General features: G+C 72.5%; 22 protein-coding genes. 10 read left to right on the plus strand and 12 right to left on the minus strand.

What is annotated here, in order from left to right:
* The first annotated feature begins 28 nt into the window (after positions 1-28).
* Positions 29-2,293 (plus strand): MMPL family transporter, encoded by a 2,265-nt coding sequence (locus tag ACIRPX_RS20560; RefSeq protein WP_404196309.1) that lies wholly within the window; start codon positions 29-31, stop codon positions 2,291-2,293.
* Here the strand turns inward: ACIRPX_RS20560 and ACIRPX_RS20565 are convergent.
* Both ACIRPX_RS20565 and ACIRPX_RS20570 read right to left on the minus strand, forming a co-directional pair.
* Complete coding sequence (locus ACIRPX_RS20565; protein ID WP_404196312.1) at positions 2,265-3,374, minus strand: PP2C family protein-serine/threonine phosphatase; 1,110 nt, start codon at positions 3,372-3,374, stop codon at positions 2,265-2,267. The two genes, ACIRPX_RS20560 and ACIRPX_RS20565, sit on opposite strands and share 29 nt — an antisense overlap.
* 81 nt (positions 3,375-3,455) lie before the next feature.
* A complete protein-coding gene (locus ACIRPX_RS20570) occupies positions 3,456-4,349 on the minus strand; it encodes a Gfo/Idh/MocA family protein (protein ID WP_404196314.1) in 894 nt (297 codons plus the stop codon).
* Positions 4,350-4,607: 258 nt separating this feature from the next.
* On the opposite strand from ACIRPX_RS20570, the gene ACIRPX_RS20575 reads away from it, so the two are divergent.
* Together ACIRPX_RS20575 and ACIRPX_RS20580 are read left to right on the plus strand one after the other, a co-directional pair.
* Positions 4,608-5,465: an aldo/keto reductase gene (locus ACIRPX_RS20575; RefSeq protein WP_404196316.1), complete on the plus strand. Its 858-nt coding sequence runs from the start codon at positions 4,608-4,610 to the stop codon at positions 5,463-5,465.
* A 33-nt stretch (positions 5,466-5,498) separates the two neighbouring features.
* A complete protein-coding gene (locus ACIRPX_RS20580; RefSeq protein ID WP_404196319.1) occupies positions 5,499-7,262 on the plus strand; it encodes an ABC transporter ATP-binding protein in 1,764 nt (587 codons plus the stop codon).
* A 21-nt stretch (positions 7,263-7,283) separates the two neighbouring features.
* Here the strand turns inward: ACIRPX_RS20580 and ACIRPX_RS20585 are convergent, their stop codons facing one another.
* Entirely contained in the window at positions 7,284-7,619 is a 336-nt protein-coding gene (locus ACIRPX_RS20585) for a hypothetical protein (protein ID WP_404196322.1), read from the minus strand.
* Between the two features lie 171 nt (positions 7,620-7,790).
* Here ACIRPX_RS20585 and ACIRPX_RS20590 point away from each other — a divergent pair, with 171 nt between their 5' ends.
* A complete protein-coding gene (locus tag ACIRPX_RS20590) occupies positions 7,791-8,030 on the plus strand; it encodes a DUF5133 domain-containing protein (protein WP_404196325.1) in 240 nt (79 codons plus the stop codon).
* Between the two features lie 9 nt (positions 8,031-8,039).
* On the opposite strand, the gene ACIRPX_RS20595 is transcribed toward ACIRPX_RS20590, so the two are convergent.
* A complete protein-coding gene (locus tag ACIRPX_RS20595) occupies positions 8,040-9,008 on the minus strand; it encodes a GlxA family transcriptional regulator (protein ID WP_404196328.1) in 969 nt (322 codons plus the stop codon).
* A gap of 181 nt (positions 9,009-9,189) precedes the next feature.
* On the opposite strand from ACIRPX_RS20595, the gene ACIRPX_RS20600 reads away from it, so the two are divergent.
* Both ACIRPX_RS20600 and ACIRPX_RS20605 read left to right on the plus strand, forming a co-directional pair.
* Entirely contained in the window at positions 9,190-9,645 is a 456-nt protein-coding gene (locus ACIRPX_RS20600) for a DUF2269 family protein (RefSeq protein WP_404196331.1), read from the plus strand.
* Between the two features lie 142 nt (positions 9,646-9,787).
* Positions 9,788-10,003, plus strand: a complete 216-nt coding sequence (locus tag ACIRPX_RS20605; protein WP_404196402.1) for a hypothetical protein — start codon at positions 9,788-9,790, stop codon at positions 10,001-10,003.
* Here ACIRPX_RS20605 and tgmB read toward each other — a convergent pair.
* The 3 genes from tgmB to ACIRPX_RS20620 form a co-directional block, all read right to left on the minus strand.
* The gene (gene tgmB / locus ACIRPX_RS20610; RefSeq protein WP_404196333.1) at positions 9,989-11,014 is read right to left on the minus strand and encodes an ATP-grasp ribosomal peptide maturase; all 1,026 of its coding nucleotides are present in this window, start codon (positions 11,012-11,014) and stop codon (positions 9,989-9,991) included. The two genes, ACIRPX_RS20605 and tgmB, sit on opposite strands and share 15 nt — an antisense overlap.
* Positions 11,015-11,031: 17 nt before the next feature.
* Positions 11,032-11,223: a putative ATP-grasp-modified RiPP gene (gene tgmA, locus ACIRPX_RS20615; RefSeq protein ID WP_384265240.1), complete on the minus strand. Its 192-nt coding sequence runs from the start codon at positions 11,221-11,223 to the stop codon at positions 11,032-11,034.
* Positions 11,224-11,354: 131 nt separating this feature from the next.
* Positions 11,355-11,645 (minus strand): YkvA family protein, encoded by a 291-nt coding sequence (locus ACIRPX_RS20620; protein ID WP_404196335.1) that lies wholly within the window; start codon positions 11,643-11,645, stop codon positions 11,355-11,357.
* 212 nt (positions 11,646-11,857) lie between these two features.
* Between ACIRPX_RS20620 and ACIRPX_RS20625 the strand changes: the two genes are divergently transcribed.
* Entirely contained in the window at positions 11,858-12,895 is a 1,038-nt protein-coding gene (locus ACIRPX_RS20625) for a hypothetical protein (RefSeq protein WP_404196338.1), read from the plus strand.
* An 88-nt stretch (positions 12,896-12,983) separates the two neighbouring features.
* Here ACIRPX_RS20625 and ACIRPX_RS20630 read toward each other — a convergent pair whose 3' ends face one another.
* Positions 12,984-14,141, minus strand: a complete 1,158-nt coding sequence (locus tag ACIRPX_RS20630; protein WP_404196341.1) for a hypothetical protein — start codon at positions 14,139-14,141, stop codon at positions 12,984-12,986.
* 324 nt (positions 14,142-14,465) lie between these two features.
* Between ACIRPX_RS20630 and ACIRPX_RS20635 the strand changes: the two genes are divergently transcribed.
* The 3 genes from ACIRPX_RS20635 to ACIRPX_RS20645 all read left to right on the plus strand — a co-directional run bounded on the left by ACIRPX_RS20635 (position 14,466) and on the right by ACIRPX_RS20645 (position 17,179).
* Positions 14,466-14,996 (plus strand): PadR family transcriptional regulator, encoded by a 531-nt coding sequence (locus ACIRPX_RS20635; protein ID WP_404196343.1) that lies wholly within the window; start codon positions 14,466-14,468, stop codon positions 14,994-14,996.
* Between the two features lie 85 nt (positions 14,997-15,081).
* Positions 15,082-16,260 carry a DUF2306 domain-containing protein gene (locus ACIRPX_RS20640; protein ID WP_404196346.1) on the plus strand — a complete coding sequence of 393 codons (1,179 nt, stop codon included), beginning with the start codon at positions 15,082-15,084 and terminating at the stop codon, positions 16,258-16,260.
* A gap of 31 nt (positions 16,261-16,291) precedes the next feature.
* A complete protein-coding gene (locus tag ACIRPX_RS20645) occupies positions 16,292-17,179 on the plus strand; it encodes a hypothetical protein (RefSeq protein ID WP_404196348.1) in 888 nt (295 codons plus the stop codon).
* Here the strand turns inward: ACIRPX_RS20645 and ACIRPX_RS20650 are convergent.
* From ACIRPX_RS20650 to ACIRPX_RS20665, 4 genes are all read right to left on the minus strand, one after another.
* Complete coding sequence (locus tag ACIRPX_RS20650; protein WP_404196351.1) at positions 17,163-17,654, minus strand: lamin tail domain-containing protein; 492 nt, start codon at positions 17,652-17,654, stop codon at positions 17,163-17,165. The genes ACIRPX_RS20645 and ACIRPX_RS20650 overlap by 17 nt on opposite strands.
* A 124-nt stretch (positions 17,655-17,778) precedes the next feature.
* Complete coding sequence (locus tag ACIRPX_RS20655) at positions 17,779-18,939, minus strand: FAD-dependent oxidoreductase (RefSeq protein WP_404196404.1); 1,161 nt, start codon at positions 18,937-18,939, stop codon at positions 17,779-17,781.
* Between the two features lie 125 nt (positions 18,940-19,064).
* Positions 19,065-20,429, minus strand: a complete 1,365-nt coding sequence (locus ACIRPX_RS20660) for an FAD-dependent oxidoreductase (RefSeq protein ID WP_404196354.1) — start codon at positions 20,427-20,429, stop codon at positions 19,065-19,067.
* 159 nt (positions 20,430-20,588) lie between these two features.
* Positions 20,589-21,434, minus strand: a complete 846-nt coding sequence (locus tag ACIRPX_RS20665; RefSeq protein ID WP_404196356.1) for a chitosanase — start codon at positions 21,432-21,434, stop codon at positions 20,589-20,591.
* Positions 21,435-21,527 lie beyond the last annotated feature (93 nt).

The raw sequence follows: 21,527 nt of genomic DNA on the forward strand, positions 1-21,527 counted from the left end.
CTCTCGACCGGCAGAGAAGACCGAGGCCATGGCACCGACCCGCAGCGAGGCGGGGGTACCGGGGACCGCAGCCGGAGGCGTGCTCCGACGGCTCGGACAGTGGTGCGCCCGCCATTTCGTGATCGTCATCATCGCCTGGCTGGTCGCCCTCGTGGCGCTCCAGTTCCTCAACAGATCCTTCGGCGGTGAGTACTCCGACAACTTCACCCTGCCGGGCGTGCAGTCCCAGCAGGGCCTGGACGTACTCAAGAAGCACGACCCCGCGGCCGGCGGCTACAGCAGCCAGATCGTGCTGCACGACGGACAGAAGTCCCTGACCGGGCTCGGCTCGCAGATGTCCACCACGGTCGGCGACCTGCAGAAACTGCCGCACGTACTGTCGGCCCAGAACCCGCTGTCGGTGCCCGCCTCGAAGGTCGGCCCCCTCTCGTCCGACGGCAGGACCGCCTACATCACCGTCCGTTTCGACAAGCAGCCCTCGACGCTGGGCGACACCTATCTGAACGGCGTGGACAAGGCGGTCCAGCCGCTGCGTTCGGCCGGCGCCCAGGTCGAGTACGGCGGACCGCTCGGTGAACTGGCCCGGCCCGCCGCCGACGACCGCGCGAGCGAGGCCATCGGCTTCGGTGTCGCCATCGTCGTCCTGCTGATCGGCTTCGGCAGCGTGATCGCGGCCGGTCTGCCCCTGCTGACGGCGCTCGTCGGCGCGGTCGGCGGACTCGCGATCCTCGGCCTGTTCGCCGCCGCCTTCACCTTCGCCACCGTCTCGCCGACCCTGGCCACGATGATCGGCCTCGGCGTCGGCATCGACTACGCCCTGTTCCTGACCACCCGGCACCGGCAGAACCTCATGGACGGCGCCGATCCGGTGCACTCCGCGGGCCACGCCACCGCCACCAGCGGGCGGGCGGTCCTCGTCTCCGGCACCACGGTCATCATCGCCCTGGGCGGCCTGTACGCCTCCGGCGTGAGCTTCATCGGCAAGCTCGGCCTCGCCGCCGCCGTGACCGTCGTCTCGGCGGTGCTCGGCGCCCTGACCCTCGTACCGGCCCTGCTCGGGCTGATCGGCCGGCGCATCGACCGCCTGCACGTGCGCAAGCCCATCGCGGAGACCGACGCCCCGCCGGGCACGACGCCGCAGGGCACCTGGCACCGCTACGCCCAGCGCGTGGAGCGCAGGCCCTGGCAGTTCCTGGCGGCGGGCGTGACGGTCGTCGTGGTCCTCGCCATCCCGCTGTTCTCCATCCAGCTCGGGCACGTCGGCGACGGCGCCGACCCCACCTCCTTCACCGACCGGCGGGCCTACGACCTGATGACCAACGCCTTCGGTCCCGGCTCCAACGGCCCCCTGACCGTCGTCATCGACCAGAGCTCCGTCCCGTCCTCCCAGCGCTCCGCCCTGTCCTCCACGGCGCAGAAGACCCTCAACGACGTCGCCGGCGCCTCGACCGTCACCCCGCTGACGCCCACCCCGGACGGCGACGTGCTGATCAGCACGGTCTACTCGGCGCAGTCCCCGCAGAGCGCCACCACCACGGACCTGGTGAACGGCCTCGTCCACACCACGCTCCCGGAAGCGGTCTCCGGCACGGACGCCAAGGGCTACGTCACCGGCACGACGGCGGCCCAGGTCGACTTCCGCGACATCGTGTCGAGCCGGCTGCCGCTGATCATCGGCGTCGTGGTGGGCCTGGCCTTCCTGGTGATCCTCGCCGTCTTCCGCGGCGTCCTCGTCGCCGTCAAGGCGGCCGTCCTGAACGTCCTGTCGATCGGGGCCTCCTACGGCGTCGTCGTGGCCGTCTTCCAGTGGGGCTGGGGCGGGCCCGCGCTCGGCGTCCACGGCAAGGTGCCGATCGAGAGCTACGTGCCGATGATGATGTTCGCCATCATCTTCGGACTGAGCATGGACTACGAGATCTTCCTGCTGTCCCGGGTCCACGAGGCGTGGCTGCGCACCGGTGACGCCAAGGCCTCGGTGGCCCATGCCCTGGAGATCACGGCACGGGTGATCACCTGCGCCGCGCTGATCATGATGAGCGTCTTCGCCGCGTTCATCATCAGCGACAACGTGGTGGTCAAGATGCTCGGACTGGGCCTCGCGGTCAGCGTGCTGATCGATGCGAGCGTCGTACGGCTGCTGATGGTCCCGGCCGTGATGACGCTGCTGGGACCGCACGCCTGGTGGACGCCGCGCTGGCTCGACCGGATCCTGCCGCACATCGACGCCGAGGGCGACCAGGAGCAGTCCGCCACGCAGGAGAACGTCAGCGACCGTCCGGTGACCCGGACGTGAGGACGAGCATGGTCACGTCGTCGACGACGGCGGGGCAGTACCGCACGAGATCGTTCCAGACCCGTTCGGCCAGCACCGCCGGGTCGGTGTCGGCCAGGTCCGCGAGGCGTGCGGGCAGCGGATAGAAGGCGCCGGTCCCGTCCCTGGCCTCGCTGACCCCGTCCGAGGCCAGGAAGAGGCTGTGGCCGGGCTCCAGCCGCAGGGTCAGCCCGGTGGGCGGGGCGCCGTCGGACAGGCCGAGCCCGAGCGGCGTCCCCGCGGTGAGCTCGACCTCGGTGGCCTCCCGGCCGCGCAGCAGCAGGGGCGCCGGATGCCCGCAGGAGACCATCCGCACCGAGCGCGCGTCCCGCGAGAACTCCAGCAGCACGGCGGTCGCGAACAGTTCGGCGTAGCGCGAGGAGGCGGAGTCCGTCAGCAGCCTGCGGTCGAGGCGGGCGGCGACCGACTCCAGGTCCGGCTGGTCGAGCACTGCCTCCCGGAAGGCCCCCAGCAGGGAGGCCACCGTGGAGATCGCCGACAGTCCGTGCCCCTGGACGTCGCCGAGCACGGCCCGCACCCCGTACGGCCCCTCGCGCACGTCGAAGAAGTCGCCGCCCACCAGGGTGCCGCGCTGCGCGGCCCGGTACAGCCCGGCACAGCGGACCGCCCCGACGCGTTTTGGCAGGGGCGGCACGAGCGCCCGCTGGGCGGCCTCGGCGACCGTGCGCTCCAGATCCAGCTGGGCGTCGCGGTGACTGCGCACGTAGGACACGAACACGCTCAGCACCGCCACGAAGACGATGGTCAACAGGTCGGTGTTGCCGGGGTCGTTGAGCTGGAAGGCCGGCACGTTGAACACCACCACCACGGCGGCGCCGAGCAGCGCGGTCGCCCAGGGACCGTACGACAGGACCGCCAGCGGCGGGATCGCTCCCAGCAGGAACCCGATGTCGAGCGGATCGGGACTGATCAGCGCCGCGGTGCACACGCCCGCGATCAGCAGCACGGGCAGTGCCCTCACCCACCACGGCGGCGGCGCGCCCCGCAGCCAGCCCCGCCGGGTGCGGTCCCCGCGCGCTGACAGTCCGGCCACCTTTCCCACACCACCACGCTCCTACGGCGGGGCGGGTACCGCATGCCGGGGGAGGGGATGCCGCCGCCGCGCCGCCCGGCGCAACACGTCCTAGACGGCGCGGCCGTCCAGCAACGTCTCGGCCTGCGCCAGGATCTCCGTGACCCGCAGCCCGAAGGCCGCGTCGCACGGGTGCGGGCGGCCGGTGCCGGCGGCGGTCAGGAGCGCGTCGGCGGCGTGGACCAGGGCGGTGACGGCGTTCCCGGAACCGGCGGGGAGTTCGGCCACGCCGCTCTCGCCGCGGAGTTCGACGGCGGTGCCCGCCGCCGCGGCGGGGGCCGACAGGCTCAGGGTGAGGCTGCTCGACGCGCCGCCCGCGTGGTCGAGGACGAGATGGACGGTGTCGCCGGGGCCGGGCGCGGCGGCCGTGACCCGGCGCACGTCCCCGAGGACGGGCAGCAGCACCGACAGCGCATGGGGTCCCACGTCCCACAGGGCGCCCTTCTCCCGCCGCCACGGCGAGGCGGCGAACGGGCTGTCGCTGCCGCTGCCGTACAGCGACCCCAGCCACTGCGCCCGCGCGGTGAACCAGCCGCCCGCCTCGGCCTGCGCGGCGATCCATGCCTCGGTCCCGGGCATGAAGCGGCTGGTGAAGAAGACGACGGAGGCGACTCCGGCCGCCCGCACCGCCTCGGCCACCGCCCGCCCCTGCTCCACCGTCGTCGCGAGCGGCTTGTCCAGCAGCAGATGGCACCCCGCCCGCGCCGCCCGTACCGCGAGGTCCGCCTGCACGGCGGGAGGCAGGGCCACGGCGACCGCGTCCACGTCGGCGAAGAGCGCGTCGACGTCGTCGTAGGCGCGCGTGCCGTGCCGGTCGGCCAGTTTCGCGGCCGCCTCCGGGCGGCGGCCCCACACTCCGGTGAAATCCAGCCCCGGGTGCTCACCGAGCGCGGGGGCGTGAGCCATCTCCGCCCAGGGGCCGGTGCCCAGCAGTCCGATGCGCATGCCGCCGCCTCTCCCGTGCGCCGCCCCTCGTGACGGCTGATCGTGAGCGAGCCTCGCACACCGACCGGCGGACCGCGCAAGCCGATCGGCGGTGCGGGACGATTCAGCGGCCCGGCTGCTGAATGCGTTCTCTTTCCTCTATTGGACCTCCGGCCCACCGGGGGTTCACGCTGGAATGCGGTCCGGCACCGCCGTACGCCCCGTGCGGCGAGCCGGACATGATTCGGTCCCGCGACAGCGGAAAGAGGTCACGAGCCCATGCACACCCGCCGTATCGGTGACGTCGAAGTCAGCGCGATCGGACTGGGCGGAATGCCCATGTCGATCGAGGGGCGCCCGGACGAGGCGCGCTCCCTCGCCACCATCCACGCAGCCCTCGACGCCGGCGTGACGCTGATCGACACCGCTGACGCCTACCACCGTGACGCCCACGAGGTCGGCCACAACGAGACCCTGATCGCCAAGGCCCTCGCCTCCCACGACCGCGGCAAGGACGTCCTGGTCGCCACCAAGGGCGGCCATCTGCGCCCCGGCGACGGCAGTTGGACCCTGGACGGCAGCCCCGCGTACCTGAAGGAGGCCTGCGAGGCGTCCCTGCGCCGGCTGGGCGTGGAGGCCATCGGGCTCTACCAGTTCCACCGTCCCGACCCGAGGGTGCCCTACGCCGAGTCCGTCGGCGCGATCCGGGACCTCCTGGACGAGGGCAAGATCCGTATGGCGGGCATCTCCAACGCGAGCCCCACGCGGATCAAGGAGGCCAACGAGATCCTCGGCGGCCGTCTGGTCTCCGTGCAGAACCAGTTCTCCCCGGCCTTCCGCTCCAGCGAGCCGGAGCTCGACCTGTGCGACGAACTCGGCATCGCGTTCCTGCCCTGGAGCCCGCTCGGCGGCATCTCCCGCGCCCGTGAACTCGGCTCCGCCTACGCGCCGTTCGCGCGCATCGCCGAGGCCCACGGGGTGAGCCCGCAACGGGTGTGCCTGGCGTGGATGCTCGCCAAGTCGCCGGTGGTCGTGCCCATTCCGGGCGCCAGCCGCCCGGAGACGATCCTCGACTCCCTCGCCGCCACCGAACTCGTCCTCCCGGCCGACGAGATCGCACAGCTCGACGCCGTCTGACCCGGCCCACGGTCACCACGGAGGACCCCGCCGATGGCGTCGTCGGACAGACCCCTCGACCACCGCTACCGCGACGAACACCCGATCCGCACCCTCGGATACCTGTTCCGCGCCGACCGCCGCCACCTGATCGCGGCGGTCGGCGTGTTCACGGTCAAGCACAGCCCGGTCTGGCTGCTGCCGCTGATCACCGCGTCCATCATCGACACCGTCGTCCAGCACGCGCCGATCCGCAGACTCTGGCTGAGCACCGGGATCATCCTGTTCATCCTGCTGGTCAACTACCCGCTGCACGTGCTGTACGTCCGCCTGCTGTACGGCAGCGTGCGCCGCATGGGCACCACGCTGCGCTCCGCGCTGTGCACGCGCATGCAGCAGCTGTCCATCGGTTACCACGCACGCGTGAGCGCCGGCGTGCTGCAGGCCAAGGTCGTCCGTGACGTCGAGACGGTCGAGCAGATGGTGCAGCAGACCGCCGAGAGCGGGCTCGGCGCCCTCACCGTGCTCACCGGCGGACTCGTCATCATCGCCGTGCGCACACCGGAGTTCGTGCCCGTCTTCCTCGTCGTCGTGCCCGCCGCCGCGTTCGTCGTGGCCCGCCTCCGGGCCCGTCTGCGCACCCACAACGAGCGCTTCCGGCACGAGGTGGAGACCCTGTCGTCCAGGGTGTCGGAGATGACGCGGCTCATCCCGGTCACCCGTGCGCACGGGCTGGAGGGCAAGGCGCTGCGCCGGATGGACGGCACCCTCAGCCGGCTGCTGACCTCCGGCCTGCGCCTCGACCTCGTCAACGGCCGCTTCGGCTCGCTGGCCTGGGTCGTCCTCAACGTCGTCGGGGTGCTCGTCCTCGCCGGGGCCGCGACGGTCTCGTACTACGGCGTCTGGGGTGTCACCCCCGGTGACGTCGTCATGCTCAGCGCCTTCCTGACCACCCTCACCAACTCCACCACCACGCTGGCGAGCCTCGCCCCGGTCATCACCAAGGGCCTGGAGTCGGTCCGTTCGGTCGGCGAGGTGCTCCAGGCGCCCGAACTCGAGGACAACGAGGGCAAGTCGGAGGTGACCTCGCTGCGCGGCGCCGTCACCTTCGAGAACGTCGCCCACGCCTACGACGGCGGGCGGCCCGCCGTACGCGACTTCACCCTCGCGGTCACGCCGGGCGAGACGATCGCCCTCGTGGGCGCGTCCGGCGCGGGCAAGTCCACGGTGCTCAACCTCGTCATCGGGTTCATCCGCCCGACCTCCGGCCGGCTGCTGCTCGACGGCACCGACATGAGCACCCTCGACCTGCGTACCTACCGGCGCTTCGTGTCCGTGGTGCCGCAGGAGTCGATCCTCTTCGACGGCACCGTCCGGGAGAACGTCGCCTACGGCATGGACGACGCCGACGAGGAGACGGTGCGCGCGGCGCTGCGCGACGCCAACGCCCTGGAGTTCGTCGAGCGGCTGCCGCAGGGCCTCGACACCCTGGTCGGGGAGCGCGGGGCGCGGCTGTCCGGCGGCCAGCGCCAGCGTCTCGCCATCGCCCGCGCGCTGATCCGGGACCCCAAGGTGCTGATCCTGGACGAGGCGACCTCGGCCCTGGACACCCGCTCCGAGGCCCTGGTCCAGCAGGCGCTCGCCCGGCTGCTGGACGGCCGCACCACGTTCGTCGTCGCCCACCGCCTGTCCACCGTGCGCGGCGCCGACCGGATCGTGGTCATGGGTGACGGCGACATCCTGGAAACCGGAACCCACGAGGAGCTCCTGCGCGGCGGCGGCGCGTACCGGGAGCTGCACGGCGGCCAGGTCGCCTGACCGTCCGCCGCGCGGCACCCGTCAGGCGGCGCTGCTGCGGCGTGTCCGGTGCGGGCAGGCCGTGTCGTGGTGGACGCCGAGGCTGGTCCACCAGCGTTCGCAGCAGGCGGCTTCGAGTTCCGCGTGGACGACCTCGTCCGCCGCGGTGCGCGCCGGGCGCCCGGGTCGTGCGGCGGCCGCGCGCAGATCACGGATCAGGGTCTCGCGGACGACGGCGATGACGGGAACCAGACTCGCGGCGGCGAACAGCAACGCCGCCCACCGCGGGCCGTACAGGAATTCGAGGACCGTGGTCCAGGCCAGTCCGCCGCTGGTGGCGAGGTGGAGGGCGCAGAGAAGACGGCCGGAGCGAGTCATGGACTTCACCGTTCGTGCTGGGAGAGTTACGCTCTGTTCAACGTCTCGGGGCCCGCCGGGAATCGGGTCGAGGGGCGGTATTTCGTCCATGGGGTCCTGTGGTGCGAAAGACGTGAATGGTCCGGCCCTGCCCGGGAACACGGGGTGCGGACACCGAGAGAGGGGCGTTTCGTGCGCGTAGCCGACCCGAAGGCCGTCAGATCGCTGCTCACCCGATACGCGTCGCTGCGCATCGCGCAGGCGGAGCGGGAGAAGCCGCAGACCGCGCGGGAGTTGACGGAGGTCGGCCGCGCCCTGTGCGCCATGATGGGAACGGCGAGCGTCGAGGCGGCGATCGCCGAGGCCGATGCCCTGCTGATCGCCTCGCGGCGGCCGGCGGGCCCGGACGGCGGCCTGTCGCTCGCCGTCTGACCGGCCGCCTCAGGGGCGCGCGGCCGGGACCCGCGTCCTCCCGTGGAACGCGGCGCGGTACGTCTGCGGTGTGGTGCCGACCACCCGCCGGAACCGCTCACGGAACGCCGTCGGCGAACCGAACCCCGACTGCTGCGCGATCCGTTCGACCGGGCGGTCGCTGTTCTCCAGCAGATACTGGGCCCGGCGCACACGTGCCCGCAGCAGCCACTGCAGCGGCGTCGTCCCCGTCTGCTCACGGAAGCGGCGGCTGAAGGTGCGCTCGCTCATCCCCGACCGCGCCGCCAGCATGCCCAGGGTGATCTCGCCGGCCAGGTTGTCCTCGATCCACTCCAGGACCGGTTCGAGGGTCGAGCCGCGCGGCACGGGCGGCTGCTCGTGCACGATGAACTGGGCCTGCCCGCCCTCGCGTTCGAGCGGCATCACGGAGAGCCGGGCGGCGTCCGCCGCGACGGCCGATCCCAGGTCGCTGCGGATCATGTGCAGGCACAGGTCCAGCGCCGCGGCGGCGCCCGCCGAGGTGAGGATCTGCCCGTTGTCGACGTACAGCACGTCGGGCGCCACCTCGACCTCCGGGTAGCGCCGCGCCAGTTCGGCCGCGGCCACCCAGTGCGTGGTGGCGCGCAGGCCGTTCAGCAGTCCGGCCTCGGCCAGCACGAAGGCGCCCGCGCACACCGACGCGATCCGGGTGCCGGCCCGCGCGGCCTCCCGCAGCGCGTCCAGTACGCGCGGGGGGAACTCCTCGACGAGCTGCGAGCAGCCCGGGACGACGACGGTGTCGGCGTCCATCAGTGCCTCCAGACCATGACCGACCCGGATCTCGAAACCGTCCGCGCGGACGTCCCGCGACGCGGCGCACAGCCGCACCCGGTACGGGCGGCGCCCGTCCGGCAGCCGTGTACGGCCGAACACCTCCATGGGAGCCGCCATGTCGAACGGCACCACATGGTCGAGTACGAGGATCGCCACCGTGTGCATGAGCGCCAGGATAAACGAATTCCCGCCAGCTCTGTGACCTGCGATGGAGTGGGAAACAGCAGATGGATCGGCTGGCGGGAACCCGTTGGAATCTGTCGTTTCCGCCCCTGTGCGGGTGCTGCGAAGATCCCTAGCGTTTGCCGGGCACCGCTTGATCGCACCCCGGAAAGGCTCCCGCCCGATGACGAAGGTCCTGCTCGCCCTCCACGTCCTGGCGGCCATCGTGGCCGTCGGCCCCGTCACGGTCGCGGCGAGCATGGTGCCGCCGGCGGCACGCCGTGCCGGCTCCGACGCGGCGGCGGTGGGCACCGTCCGCCTGTTGCACAGCATCTGCCGGGTCTACTCCGGCGTCGGCGCGGCGGTCCCGGTGCTCGGGTTCGCCACCGCCGGCGCGATGGGCGTCCTCGGCAGCGGATGGCTCATCGCCTCCATCGTCCTCACCACGGCCGCCGCCGGCCTCCTGATCGCCTTCGTCCTGCCCCGTCAGGAGGAACTGCTCGCGGGGCTGGACGCGCGGCAGCCCGTCGAGCGGTCGAGCATCGCCCGACTCGCCATGTTCACCGGTGTGTTCAACCTGCTGTGGGCGACCGTCACGGTACTGATGATCATGCGGCCCGGCTCCACGACCGGCGCCTGACCGCCCGGATCACTCCGGGCCGGGTATCCGTACACCCGTCCCCGCGTCAAGTGCTCCTGGGAATTCACGCCACTGTCTGTCCCGGCCCTTACACTCGACAGCCGTGCCCATGCGCATGGGCCGCCATACGAAAGGCACGTCGGTGTTCCAGGATTCCCCCATCTACGACCGCCTCGTCGCCGAGCGCGGCGACGTCCCCACTCAGACTCGCCGGGAGGCCGAGCGTGTGAGCCGGGAACTGGAGTACGCCATGCGGCCGCTGCAGTCCTTCGGTGGCGCACCGTCCTCCGAGCGCCGCGCCGACCCGGGAGCGGGCTGGCAGCGCACGGCGCTGATGCCCGGCTCACTGCCCGCCTGACCCGCGGTCCGCGCGTCCTCGACAAACGGTGCTGTCGGCGCCGTTGACCTGCGTCTGTTCCTGCGGGCCGGGACGGGCGAGCCACTCCGCGACGGTCCGGGCGATCGGCTGTCCCGTCTCCACCTCGACGAAGCCGAACTGCCCCGACTGGTTGCACTCCAGGAACCACCAGGTGCCGTCGGCGTCCTCCGCGAAGTCGAAGGCGCCGTAGGCCAGTTCGGCACTGCGCAGATAGGTGCGGACCGCGTCGGCGACGCGGGGCGGGACGTCGGTGGCGCGCCAGGGTATGTCGGACGAGGCGAAGCGCACGTCGACCGAGGCGGGGTCGTCGGGGTGCGCCCTCTCGTCGGTCGCCTTGCGGGCCGCGAGCAGCCGGTCGCCCACGACCGTCAGCCGGATGTCGGCCTTCTTGCCGACCCGGCGCTGCAGCAGCGTGGGCCCGTAGGCCACGGCGGCGAAGTCCGTGTCCGGCGCGACCCGGCTGGTCGGTACCGCGCGGGGCGGGTCCTGCGGGTGCGCTCCGGAGACCGGCTTGACCACCAGATCGGGGTAGCGGTCGGCGAACTCGCGGGCGGCCTGCGGGAAGGTGGTGATGAGCGTGGCCGGTACGGGCAGTCCGCAGCGCTGGGCGTGCCGGAGCTGCCAGGGCTTGTGGCGGGCCCTGCGGGCCGCGTCGGGATGGTTCATCCAGCGGGCGTCCGAGCCGCGCAGCATGCCGTAGAGCGCCTGGGTGGACTCCTCGGTCAGCCAGGCGGAGGGCTCGCTCGCGCGGGTGGCGGCCGCGCCGGGCCTGCGCACCCACACCGACCGCAGGCCGGAGATGCTCACCAGACGGCCCGCGGACTGGAGATGACCGCGGAAGGCGCCGTGCACGTACTCGCCGGACAGCGCGACGCCTCCGGGCAGGTCCGCGGGATCCAGGCGGACCACCGGGACCCCGGACGCGTTCAGATGCACGACCACCATGTCGGCGGTCACGTCCTCTTCACTGGTCAGGATCAGGACAGTCATGTTCGGCTGTGATGTGTTCAGTCGTCGAAGTGTGTCTTGGATCCGGCGGTGGACGTCGTCGTCCCCAACTCTCTGAGCAGGGCGTGATCACCGGCGGCGACCCGGCCGTCCATGAGCACGTTCAACTGCAGCCCGGGGTCGTACACATACGGAGTCGTGGCCTCCAACTCCACCGCCGGACGTGCGTAGTTGAGCGCGAACGGTTGCATCGTCTCTCCCTCGTCAGTACTGCGCCGACCCGGCGCGCCCCGCTCTGGGCGCCGCCCGGTCCGCCGACTGCCTTGCCCTTCCAGTCAGTTATACGAATCGAACGGGTGGTTGGTTTCCTTACTCTGCGTAGTCAGAGGGAGGTTTCGTGACGATTCGGCCCACCGGGGGAGCCGTGCAGTGTGCGCAGAGCGAGGAGCAGGACGCCGATGTCGTCCAGATAGATCGGGTCGGGCAGGAGGTCGGTCGGCAGCAAGAAGTAAAGGACAGCGCCCCAGAAAACCCAGCGTGGCCCGGTGGGCAGCCCGGCACGCCTGAGGTCGCGGCGGGTCCGCAGCAGTCTCACGAACAGGGCCACGGCCACGCCGAGGACCAGTGCCGCGAGGGCGAGTGTGATGACGATCACCGTCGTGCTCGGTTTCACGGGTCCTCCACATCCGGCGGGCCGAACGGCCCGCCCCTCCCTCGGATTCCCGCTTCCGCCCTACGTACGTACCCCTGGTTCATACCCGTGGCCCACCCGGGTGGCACGCGGTGGAGCTACCACCTAGTAATGACACTGCACTGCAACGCCGGCACCCGCGTCGGGAGACGCGGGTGCCGGCGAACCTTCGATCTCTTCCATGGAGGAGAGTCATGAGCATCCGCTCGTCATCATCCAAGCCGAACGACCCCTCCATAGCCGCCGCGAACGAGGACCCGGTCAGCGCCCTGGTGCACGCCGCGGTCGCCGACCGTCCGCTGGAGGAGGTCGCCGATCTCATCACCCTGCTGGAGGAGTCCCCGCAGTACGCCGACGCCACCGTCGACGCGCTGCGCGCGGTGGGCACGGACCGCTCCGTCGAGGACGTCACCCGGCTGGTCACCCTGCTGACCCGGCCGCCCCGCGACGCCGCCAGCGCCGACGAGGCCATCCGTGCGGCGGCCGAGAACCGCCCGGTGGAGGAGGTGACCCGGCTGATGGCGCTGCTCCACCGCACGCAGACGGAGCGTCACTTCGGCCGCGAGGCCGCACGGGCCGCCGCCTCCGCGCGGCCGGTCGAGGACCTCGTGGAACTCATCGGCAAGCTGAGCGAGGAGCGCGCGGCCCTCGCCACCCTGCCCGATCCGGAACCTCCCTCCGTGCGGCCGGACGGCGAGACCGGCTGGGGCCCCGGCGGGGCCTTCCCGCCGCCCGTCCCGCCGGCCCCGCCGTCCGCCGGCTCCGGCATCGTGCCGCACCGGCCGGCCCGTGCGCCGAGGCGTCCCGCCGAGCGCCCGACGTGGCCGGGCCTGATCGTGGCGGGCGCGCTCTTCCTGTGCGCGTTGCTGTGGTTCCCGATGTACCAGGAGGGCGAGCCCGTCGCGCTCTACACCTCCTCGATCGCGGTGTCGGCGCTGTGCGCGGTGCTCGCCGTGGTGGTGACCCTGCGGCCCGTCCCGCCCGCCCTCGCGCTCGCGATGGTGGTGACGGCGGTTCTCGCCGCGGCCCAGCTGTACCAGGGCCGCTTCCACTCGGCCTGGCTGTCCCGGGGCCTGGACCTCACGCTCGCACCGGGCTGGATCGCGGGCCTGGCCGCGGTGGCTGCGGCGCTGGCGGCGCTGACGGCCCTGGTCGTACGCCTCGCCTCCAGCGCGCCGGAGGCGACCGCGCCGACGCGGCGCCCGCTGGCCGCCGTCGGCCGGCCGGAGTGACGAACCGGCCCCAGGGGGTGCCAGCGGGTTCCGGGGCGGCCGCGCGGCCGCCCCGGAACCTTTTCCCGGGCGGCGCGCGGCCGGTGTCTCAGCTGTCGGCCCCTTCCGGTCGGCCGTCTGCCTCGCTTCCCCCGTCGGCGCCGGCCGCCGGCCGCAGCGCCTTGCCCTTGAGCCGCTCGAACGTGCGCGTCAGCTGCTGGAACGGCGAGCCCGGCGCGGGGGCGGGCGGCCGGGGCTGTGGCTGCGCGGGAACGTCGGCGCCGTTCTCACGCAGGACGGTCAGCGCCTCGTGGGCGCGCTCGGCGGCCTCGCGGTACAGGTCCCGCGACTTCGTCATCGCCTCCAGCGCCTCGGAGTACATCGCCACCAGCCTGCGCTCGTGGTCGAGTTGCTCCTCCAGGGTCATCAGGTCCCAGTCGTCACGCAGCTCCCGGACGGCCTCGGCACCGCCGTCCGGCAGCGGCAGGGGCAGCGCCGCGAACCGGCTCAGCGCGTCGACCAGCTCCGTCGGCCGTGTGCCGTCGAGGAAGACGGTGCGTACGGAGAACGCGTCCGCGTCGAAGCCGGGCGGCGCCGGGTCCGTGGGCAGCATCACGGCCCCGCCGCGCGGCACCTGCACACCGAACTCCCGCAGCGCGCGGTTGACGATGCGCAGTTGCTCGGGCGCGGCACGGTGCTCCAGCACGCGGTGCCGCAGACTCGGCGGCAGCAGCGGGCCCAGCGGCCGGCGGCCCGCCTCGTCGGGCGTCATCGCCTCGTGCACGACCACGTTGATGCTCCAGCCGCCGCGCACGCAGCCGCGCAGCAGACGCCGGATCTCCTTGTCCTCCGTGGGCAGATGCGCGGCGCCCCGCAGCCGCAGCCCCGTGGCGGGCTCGTGGTCCCAGGCGGTGCCGGGGTCGTCGGGCCAGAACATGGTGGCGGGCGAGGGCCACTCCTCGTTCCACGGGCGCTCCGCCTCGGCCGCGAGCACCCACTCCTGACCGCCCTCCACGGGACGGGCCAGGGTGAGCCGGGCGCGCACGGTCGCCGTCCCGGCGGCCTTCCAGCGGGCCTCGAAGATCCGTTCGGGGCCCTCCTCGCCGTCGGGCCCGGGCAGTTCGTGCTGGTCGTCGAGGACCGTTCTGTCCTGGAGCCGCCGCAGGGTCGCTCGGACGACCTCAGGGGCGTCGGTTCCGTCATGGCGGCCGCGCGTCAGCCACAGGTTGGGGGACGGGGCCGGTCGGACATTCGGGGAGATGCGCATGGGTCCATCTGAGAACGGGGGCACGTGCGGACACCAGTATCGTCCGGGCGGGTCGGTTGAGATCACACGGGGTCTGCACACGGAATGTGCGTGGCGCACACGGGGTGTGATCGATCTGCTCCAGGACATGACAGTTCACGCGTGTTCCGCCGAGCCGCGGGGCGGCCACAATGGCGGCCGCGAACAGGACCCGCCCACCATCCGCTTCGGGGCGGGGCCTGTTCGCGCCGTTTCAGGCGGTGCCGGAGTCCGGCCGGCACCGCCGCCCGCCGGCCGCTCGCGGCCCCGCTCCGCGCCGAACGGCGCGGGCGATACGGTCGCCCCATGTCTGACGCCCGGTTGACCACGTCCTCGTATCTCGTGCTCGGCATCATCGGCGAACTGGGCGAGGCGAGCGCCTACGACGTGAAGGTGGAGGCGGGCCGCACCGTGGCCCCGTTCTGGCAGGTGCCGCACGCGCAGGTGTACGCGCAGTGCGACCGCCTCCTCCAGGCGGGACTGCTCTCGCAGGTGCGGCGCGAGAGCGGGCGCAACCGGCGGGTGCTGAACCTGACGGACGAGGGCCGGGCCGCCCTTCAGCGGTGGCTCGCCGACCCGGAGTTCGTGCCGGTCGAGGCCCGGGAGCGCGGCATCCTCAAGCTCTGGTTCGGCGGCCGGCCCGACGTGCTGGCCCCCACCCAGCTCCACGAACACCGGCGCACGCTGGGGGAGTACGAGGAGCTGGCCGACAGCGTCGGCGAACTGCTGACGCCGGGCCAGCGCGAGGCCCTGGAGTTCGGCATCCGCTATGAGCGGATGATGGTCGACTTCTGGCGGTGGGTGGAGCGGCGGGACGAACGCACGACGGACCGTTGACCCCGACGGCGGCTCGGCCCTACCTTCTCGACAGTCCAGAAGAGACTATCGGGGATCGGAGTGGCGCCCCGGGCAGGGAGTCGTCGTGCGTCGTCCAACGAGGGGCAGCCTGCGCCGCGGCGCCGTCGTCGCCGTGACGGTCATGTGCGTCGCGTACGCGCCGATCGCGATGACCGAACTGTGGCCGTACGCCCGCCCCGGCGCGCCCGCCTTCGGCGAGTGGCTGCTGGGCCGCATGGTCTCGCCGCACTACGTCACCGACGCGCTCGCGACCCGGATCGCGCCGTACCGGCACAGTCTCGTGCCGTTGATCGCGCACTCGGTGCTGGGCGGGGCGCTGATGCTGCTGGGCCCCGCGCAGCTGCTCACGGCGGCCCGCCGGCGCACCCGTCTGCACCGCGTCCTCGGCGTCGTCTTCGCGGCCACCGTGTACGCCTCGATGGCGGGCGCCGCACTCTACCTGGCGCGCACGGCACCCGAGGACGCCTTCAGCGGGGCGGCCTTCTGGATCGTCCTCGCCACCATCCTGGTCGGCACCGTGCTGAGCGTGACCTTCGGCGTCCTGGCGGCCGTCGGCGGCCACCCGGACCTGCACCAGCGCTGGATGCTGCTGTGCTACGGCTACCTGCTGACCGCGCCGCTGCTGCGCCTGGAGTGGGGCACCCTGCCCTGGGTGCTGCCGGGCCTGCCGATGACGGCGATCAACCTCGTGGCCGTCCAGCACCTCGGCTCGATCGTCGTGCTCGGCGCGCTGGTCGCCTCGCGCACCCTCGACCGGCGCGCGCGGGTGGGCGGCGTGACGGGCACCTGGGCCCCGCTGCCCGTCCTGGCCGCCGCGCATCTCGCCGGAGCGGCCGCGCTGGTGTGGATCGTCCGCTCCTACCTGGACCTCGGTGCCACGGGGCACCGGCTGCTGGGCGCCTACCTGCTGCCGTACGCCGTCGCCTACGCGGTGATGGCCGGCGGTGCCCGGCGCTCCGGCCGGGCCGGGCGGAGCTGGGCCCGAGAGGAGTGGCGGCTGCATCTGACCGCCCTGTGCCTGGCACCGGTGCTGTCGGTGGGCGCGGTGCCCGTGCTCCAGCGGGGACTCGACCTCGACCGGTCCACCGCGCTGTCGGCGGGCGTGGCCATCGGCTGCGGGATGCTGGCGTTCGCCGCCACCGCCGTGGTGAGCATGCGCGTGATGTACGCCCGCGAGGTGCTCAGGCGCGCGGTCCCGGCGGAGCCCGCCCCCGCCGTCGGTGTGTCGTCCCCCCTCGCGTAGCCGCTCGGACCACCAGGGAACGGAAGTGGCCATGCCGAACACGTCCGACGCGTCAACTCCCGCCCTTGCCGGGGCGGACGGCCGCCCGCTGACGGCCGGGGTGGCGACGCTGGCCACCGCGGTGGCGGTCGTCAGCCTGCTCGCCGGGGCAGTGCTGATGCTCGTGAACCTCACCGGGCACGTCTTCGGGGCCTGGCCCTCGCCCGACCCGCTGAGTCAGGGTCTGGTGGGCGCGGCCATGCTCGGCACGGCCCCGGCGCTGTTCACGGTCGGCAAGGTCCGCCTGTGGCAGGAGGCCCGAACGCTGCTGTATCCGCTGGCCGTCGTCCTGATCGGCCTGTTCGGGGTGAGCCTGCTCAACGCGAAGGACCTCTACATCGCCCAGGGCGGTTCCGTCGTCCCCGTGCTGTTCAGCCTGGGCTGGGTGTTCACGCTCGGCCTGCTCGCCGTGGCCGCCGTCGCCCTGCTGACCTGGCAGCACCTCACCCCCGGCGCGCCGCTCGCGGTGCGCGCGGCGCCCCTGCCCGGTTGGTCGAAACCCCTTCTGGCGGTGCTGGGTTCGTCCTGGCTGGGCATCGGGGCGGGTCTGCTGACCCGCCCCGGATTCTGGGCCGCCTTCGTCCCCTGGGACACCGGCCGCGCCGACGCGCAGGCCCTCGGGGTGTGGGCCCTCGCCCTGGGCGTCGGAGTACTCGGCTCACTGGCGGAGGACGACCTCGGCCGCACCCGTCCCGCCCTGCTCGCGCTGCCCGGCACCGGGGCCGCGGTCACCGTCGTGCTGGCCGTGCGCGCGGCGAGCGTGGACTGGTCCTCCGGCCCGGCGCTGAGCCTGGTCTGCATGGTGTCCGGGCTGCTGTGCGCGGGAGTGAGCGGGCGTGTGCTGCTCGCCCGCTCCTCCGCCGTCACCCGTGGAACGTGATGTACCCGTTCCCGTCACGGTCGTTCGCGGCCTTGGTGTAGGCGTGCGAGTCGGCGTGCGCGCCGGACGGCTTGTAGAGGTAGATCGTGTCCTTGTCGTTGTTCCAGATGAAGTTGCAGTTGTTGCGGTACGCGACGTTCTTGCTGTCCGACTCGGTGCCGTGGCCGCCGCGCAGCTTCACGTAGTCGCGGGGCTGCAGGTAGTGGTTGTGGGTGAAGGTGAACCGGTTGCCGGCCTTGTCCTTGACCACGTAGCCCTTGAGGTTCACGGTCGTGTGCGACGAGTAGTTCTTGATCGTCAGGTACTCGTTCTTGGTGTTCCCGGTCGTGCAGCTGTTGGAGTCTCTGCCGGGTGCGTCGTACTGGACGCCCCTGATCTTCAGCGCCGAGGAGTACTCGGTGGCGTGGGCCGGAACGGCGGCCAGTACGGCGAGAGTTCCCGCGGCGGCGGTTGCGGCGACTGCGCGTATACGCATGGAGATCTGCCCCCCTGTGTGAATTTCTGGTGAAGAAAGTGCAGAGTATAGGGTCGGGCCGCATCGAGGGATGAGTTCGCCGATTTCGCGCCGGAAGACGCTGCGGGGCGGTAATGAGGGGGCGTCAGGCCCAGGCGTGGGACTGCCAGTCCAGCAGCCGTACGATCTCGTCCTCGCCGGGGCGGGCGGGGGCGGCGGCCCGGCTCGCGGGGGACGGCGAGGGCACGCCCCGGGAGATGTTGCCGCTGACCGTGATGTTGTGCTCCACGCGAGGGCGGCGCAGCTCCTCGTAGCGGGCGAGGGCGGCGTCCGTGTCCGGCGCGTCGCGCAGGCACTTGGCGAGCACCACCGCGTCCTCCAGCGCCATCGACGCGCCCTGGCCGGTGGCGGGGGAGGCCGCGTGCGCCGCGTCGCCGACGAGCAGGGTGCGGCCGGCGCGCCAGGGGCTGCCGGTGGGGATCTCGGTGGCGTTGGTGACCAGGACGTCCTCGCCGGTCGCGGCGACGATGTCCGCGGCCGGCGTGGAGTCCTTGCGCAGCAGCGGGAGGAGCAGCGCGCGCCAGTCGGCCGGGGTGCCGTGGGCGATCCGCTCGGCGGGCAGCGGATCCGCGGACACCCGGGCGAACCAGTACGTCTCCCCGTCCGGCGAGACCGCGAAGCCGAAGGCGGCACCGGTGCCGCGGATCATGGTGATGCCCGCGTCCCCGGCGGGCAGGGGCGCGGCGCCCGTGTAGCCGTAGAAGACCTGCTGGCCCGCGTAACGGGGCTGCACGGCGGGGGCGGTCGCGTTGCGGACGGTGGAGCCGAGTCCGTCGGCGCCGATCAGGAGGTCGCCGGTGGCCCTGCTGCCGTCGGCGAAGTGGGCGGTGACACTGCCGGCGTCCTCCACGACGAAGGCCAGCCGCGCGCCGTGCCGGATGCCGATGCCCCGGCGTGAGGCCTCCGCCTGAAGACCGGAGTTGAGGTCGCCGCGGCGCAGGCACCGGTACCGCAGCAGCGGGTCGCCGGCCTCGCCGATGGGGGTCCGCGCCAGCTCGGCGCCCGTGCCGTCGAGGACCCGCATCGAGGTCAGCGGGAAGCCCAGCGCGGTGACGGCGGCGGAGGCGTCGAGCTGCGCCAGCGCCCGCATGCCGTTGCTCGCCAGGGTGAGGAACGCGCCCAGGTCCTCGGCCGAGTCCGGATGGGCCTCGTGCACCTGGACGTCCAGCCCGGCCTTGTGCAGCGCGAGTGCCGTCGCCGTGCCCGCGATTCCGCCGCCGATGACCAGTACCCGCGCCACGCCCACCCCGTTCGTCCCCGTACGGCCCCCGTGGTCGTACCTCCCCGTGGAAACGTCCGGACGGCGGCGGTGGTTCCGCTCCGCCGCCATGATCCTGGCCTGTCGTGCCGGGCGGCACGACCGGCCCCCGGTCAGGCGCCGCTCTCGCGGAGCATGTCCTCACGCTCGACGATCTTCACGCGCTCGCGGCCCTGCGGCTCGCCCAGCGCCTTCTCGGCGGCGTCCAGCCTGTACCAGCCCTCCCAGGTGGTGAAGCGGATGCCGCGCTCGCCCAGGAAGGCGTCCACGGCCTCGGGCTCGGGGGAGGCGGGGGTCTGCAGCCGGCCGTTCGCGTGGTCGTCCAGCAGGTTGGCCACCGTCTCGTTGGCGTCGCCCTTGGTGTGGCCGATCAGGCCGACCGGGCCGCGCCGGATCCAGCCGGTGACGTACGTCGACCGCAGGTGCTCGCCGGACTCCTGGACGACCCGGCCGCCCTCGTCCGGGACGGTGCCGGACTCGATGTCCCAGGGCAGCTTGGGGAGTTTGTCGGAGAGGTAGCCGACCGCGCGGTAGACCGCGGTGACGTCCCAGTCCTTGAACGCGCCGGTGCCCTTGACGTTGCCCGTGCCGTCGAGGGCGGTGCGCTCGGTGCGCAGGCCGACGACCTTGCCGTCCTCGCCGAGCACCTCGGTGGGCGACTCGAAGAAGTGCAGGAACAGCTTGTGCGGGCGGTCGCCGGCGTCGCGGATCGCCCAGTTCTCCAGCGTCTTGGCGACCATGTCGGCCTGCTTGTTGCCGCGCCGGGTCTCGATGGAGCCCGCGTCGTAGTCGATGTCCTCGGGGTCGACGATCACCTCGATGGTGGGCGAGTGGTCCAGCTCCCGCAGCTCCATCGGGGAGAACTTCGCCTGCGCCGGGCCACGGCGGCCGAACACGTGGATCTCCAGCGCCTTGTTGGCCTTGAGGCCCTCGTGCACGTTCGGCGGGATCTCCGTCGGCAGCAGCTCGTCGCCCGTCTTGGCGAGGATGCGGGCGACGTCCAGGGCGACGTTGCCGACGCCGAGCACGGCGACCTTCTCGGCCTCCAGCGGCCAGGTGCGCGGCACGTCCGGGTGGCCGTCGTACCAGGACACGAAGTCGGCGGCGCCGTAGGAGCCGTCGAGGTCGATGCCGGGGAGGGGCAGCGCGCGGTCGGCGGTCGCGCCCGTGGAGAAGATCACGGCGTCGTAGAAGGCGCGCAGGTCGTCCAGGCTGATGTCGGCCGGGTAGTCGACGTTGCCGAAGAGGCGGATCTGCGGCTTGTCGAGCACCTGGTGCAGGGCGGTGACGATGCCCTTGATGCGGGGGTGGTCGGGGGCCACGCCGTAGCGGATCAGTCCGAACGGCGCGGGCATGCGCTCGAAGATGTCGATGGACACACCGGGTTCGGCGGCCGCGTCGGACTTGAGCAGCGCGTCGGCCGCGTAGATCCCGGCGGGGCCGGCTCCGACGATGGCTACCCGCAGGGGGCGGGGCATGATCAGGTTCCCTTCGAGCGGCGAAAAGATCGACTCGAACAGGAAGCCTAAACTAAGGCAAACCTAAGTCGGTACGCGGGTCCGGCCTATGGGCTCATAAGCCACGTTTATGGGGTGCCGCCGTACCGCTCGGTGGGCGGTACGGCGGCCCGCCCGTCGTCAGCCGATGTGGTAGCTGTCGCCGTACACCTTCCAGTCCAGCGGAGTGTTCAGGCAGAGGTTGCCGTTGCGCAGGAAGATCCGCTGCTCCGTGTCCACCCGGCTGGTGTCGCTGTGGGCCTCCTCCTGCTTCATCGCCCACACCCGCGCGTCGAGGAAGGCGTTCAGGTACGCCGTCTCGCCGCCGCCCTGTGCCGGCGTGCTGGCCTTGCCGAGGGCGCGCCTGCGGATGTTGCGGAAGCTCGTGGGGTCGTCGCCGTCGCCGTGCATCACGATGGCGTCGTAGTAGGCGAACTGGCCCAGTGTGCCGAGCCGGTCGGCCTTGCCCTGGCGCACGGCCGGGTTGAAGTACACCCGGTCGCGCTCGTCGTTCTGCGCCTGCTGGAACGCGCTGTCGCGGGCCGCCCTCGCCCAGTCCCGGGGGAAGCCGGGGTCCAGGCCGTCGTGCGAGTCGGTGCCGTTCACCGCGCGCAGCGCCGGGAGGTACTTGGCCAGCACGTTGCCGGGCTTGCGGTCGGCGTAGAGCTGGACCAGGTCGAGCATGTCGCCGGTGCCGGAGCAGAAGCCGATGATCCCGGCGGTGTAGCCGCGGCCGTCGCCGATGTCCTCGATGTACTTGTACTGCGCCTTCCAGTCGAGCGAGGAGTTCTCCGCGCTCGACACCAGCTTCATGGCGATCTCCTTCTTCGCCGCGTCGTCGAGCGGGGTGCAGGCCGCGGCCGTCGAGGCGGAGGCGTGCGACGGCCGCAGGAGCGGTACGGCGGCCAGGGAGGCGGCGGCCGCCGCCAGGACGGTGCGCCGGGCGATGCGGCTGGGATGGGCGGACTCGTCGGAGTGGTGCGTCACGGGGTCTCCAAATCGTGGTGGGGGGTGGGGGAGTTGGCCGTGCGTGACACTGATAGGAAGGTTTCCTATCAGCTACGGCCGGGAGGGGACACC

This window comes from Streptomyces sp. NPDC101225 (genome assembly GCF_044767585.1).
Lineage (GTDB): Bacteria > Actinomycetota > Actinomycetes > Streptomycetales > Streptomycetaceae > Streptomyces.

Excerpts from the sequence above, each read along its gene's own strand:
- ACIRPX_RS20560 (WP_404196309.1), top strand. The coding sequence starts at position 29 with ATGGCACCGACCCGCAGCGAGGCGGGGGTACCGGGGACCGCAGCCGGA.
- ACIRPX_RS20570 (WP_404196314.1), bottom strand. The coding sequence starts at position 4,349 with ATGCGCATCGGACTGCTGGGCACCGGCCCCTGGGCGGAGATGGCTCAC.
- ACIRPX_RS20575 (WP_404196316.1), top strand. The coding sequence starts at position 4,608 with ATGCACACCCGCCGTATCGGTGACGTCGAAGTCAGCGCGATCGGACTG.
- ACIRPX_RS20580 (WP_404196319.1), top strand. The coding sequence starts at position 5,499 with ATGGCGTCGTCGGACAGACCCCTCGACCACCGCTACCGCGACGAACAC.
- ACIRPX_RS20585 (WP_404196322.1), bottom strand. The coding sequence starts at position 7,619 with ATGACTCGCTCCGGCCGTCTTCTCTGCGCCCTCCACCTCGCCACCAGC.
- ACIRPX_RS20595 (WP_404196328.1), bottom strand. The coding sequence starts at position 9,008 with ATGCACACGGTGGCGATCCTCGTACTCGACCATGTGGTGCCGTTCGAC.
- ACIRPX_RS20600 (WP_404196331.1), top strand. The coding sequence starts at position 9,190 with ATGACGAAGGTCCTGCTCGCCCTCCACGTCCTGGCGGCCATCGTGGCC.
- tgmB (WP_404196333.1), bottom strand. The coding sequence starts at position 11,014 with ATGACTGTCCTGATCCTGACCAGTGAAGAGGACGTGACCGCCGACATG.
- tgmA (WP_384265240.1), bottom strand. The coding sequence starts at position 11,223 with ATGCAACCGTTCGCGCTCAACTACGCACGTCCGGCGGTGGAGTTGGAG.
- ACIRPX_RS20625 (WP_404196338.1), top strand. The coding sequence starts at position 11,858 with ATGAGCATCCGCTCGTCATCATCCAAGCCGAACGACCCCTCCATAGCC.
- ACIRPX_RS20630 (WP_404196341.1), bottom strand. The coding sequence starts at position 14,141 with ATGCGCATCTCCCCGAATGTCCGACCGGCCCCGTCCCCCAACCTGTGG.
- ACIRPX_RS20635 (WP_404196343.1), top strand. The coding sequence starts at position 14,466 with ATGTCTGACGCCCGGTTGACCACGTCCTCGTATCTCGTGCTCGGCATC.
- ACIRPX_RS20645 (WP_404196348.1), top strand. The coding sequence starts at position 16,292 with ATGCCGAACACGTCCGACGCGTCAACTCCCGCCCTTGCCGGGGCGGAC.
- ACIRPX_RS20650 (WP_404196351.1), bottom strand. The coding sequence starts at position 17,654 with ATGCGTATACGCGCAGTCGCCGCAACCGCCGCCGCGGGAACTCTCGCC.
- ACIRPX_RS20660 (WP_404196354.1), bottom strand. The coding sequence starts at position 20,429 with ATGCCCCGCCCCCTGCGGGTAGCCATCGTCGGAGCCGGCCCCGCCGGG.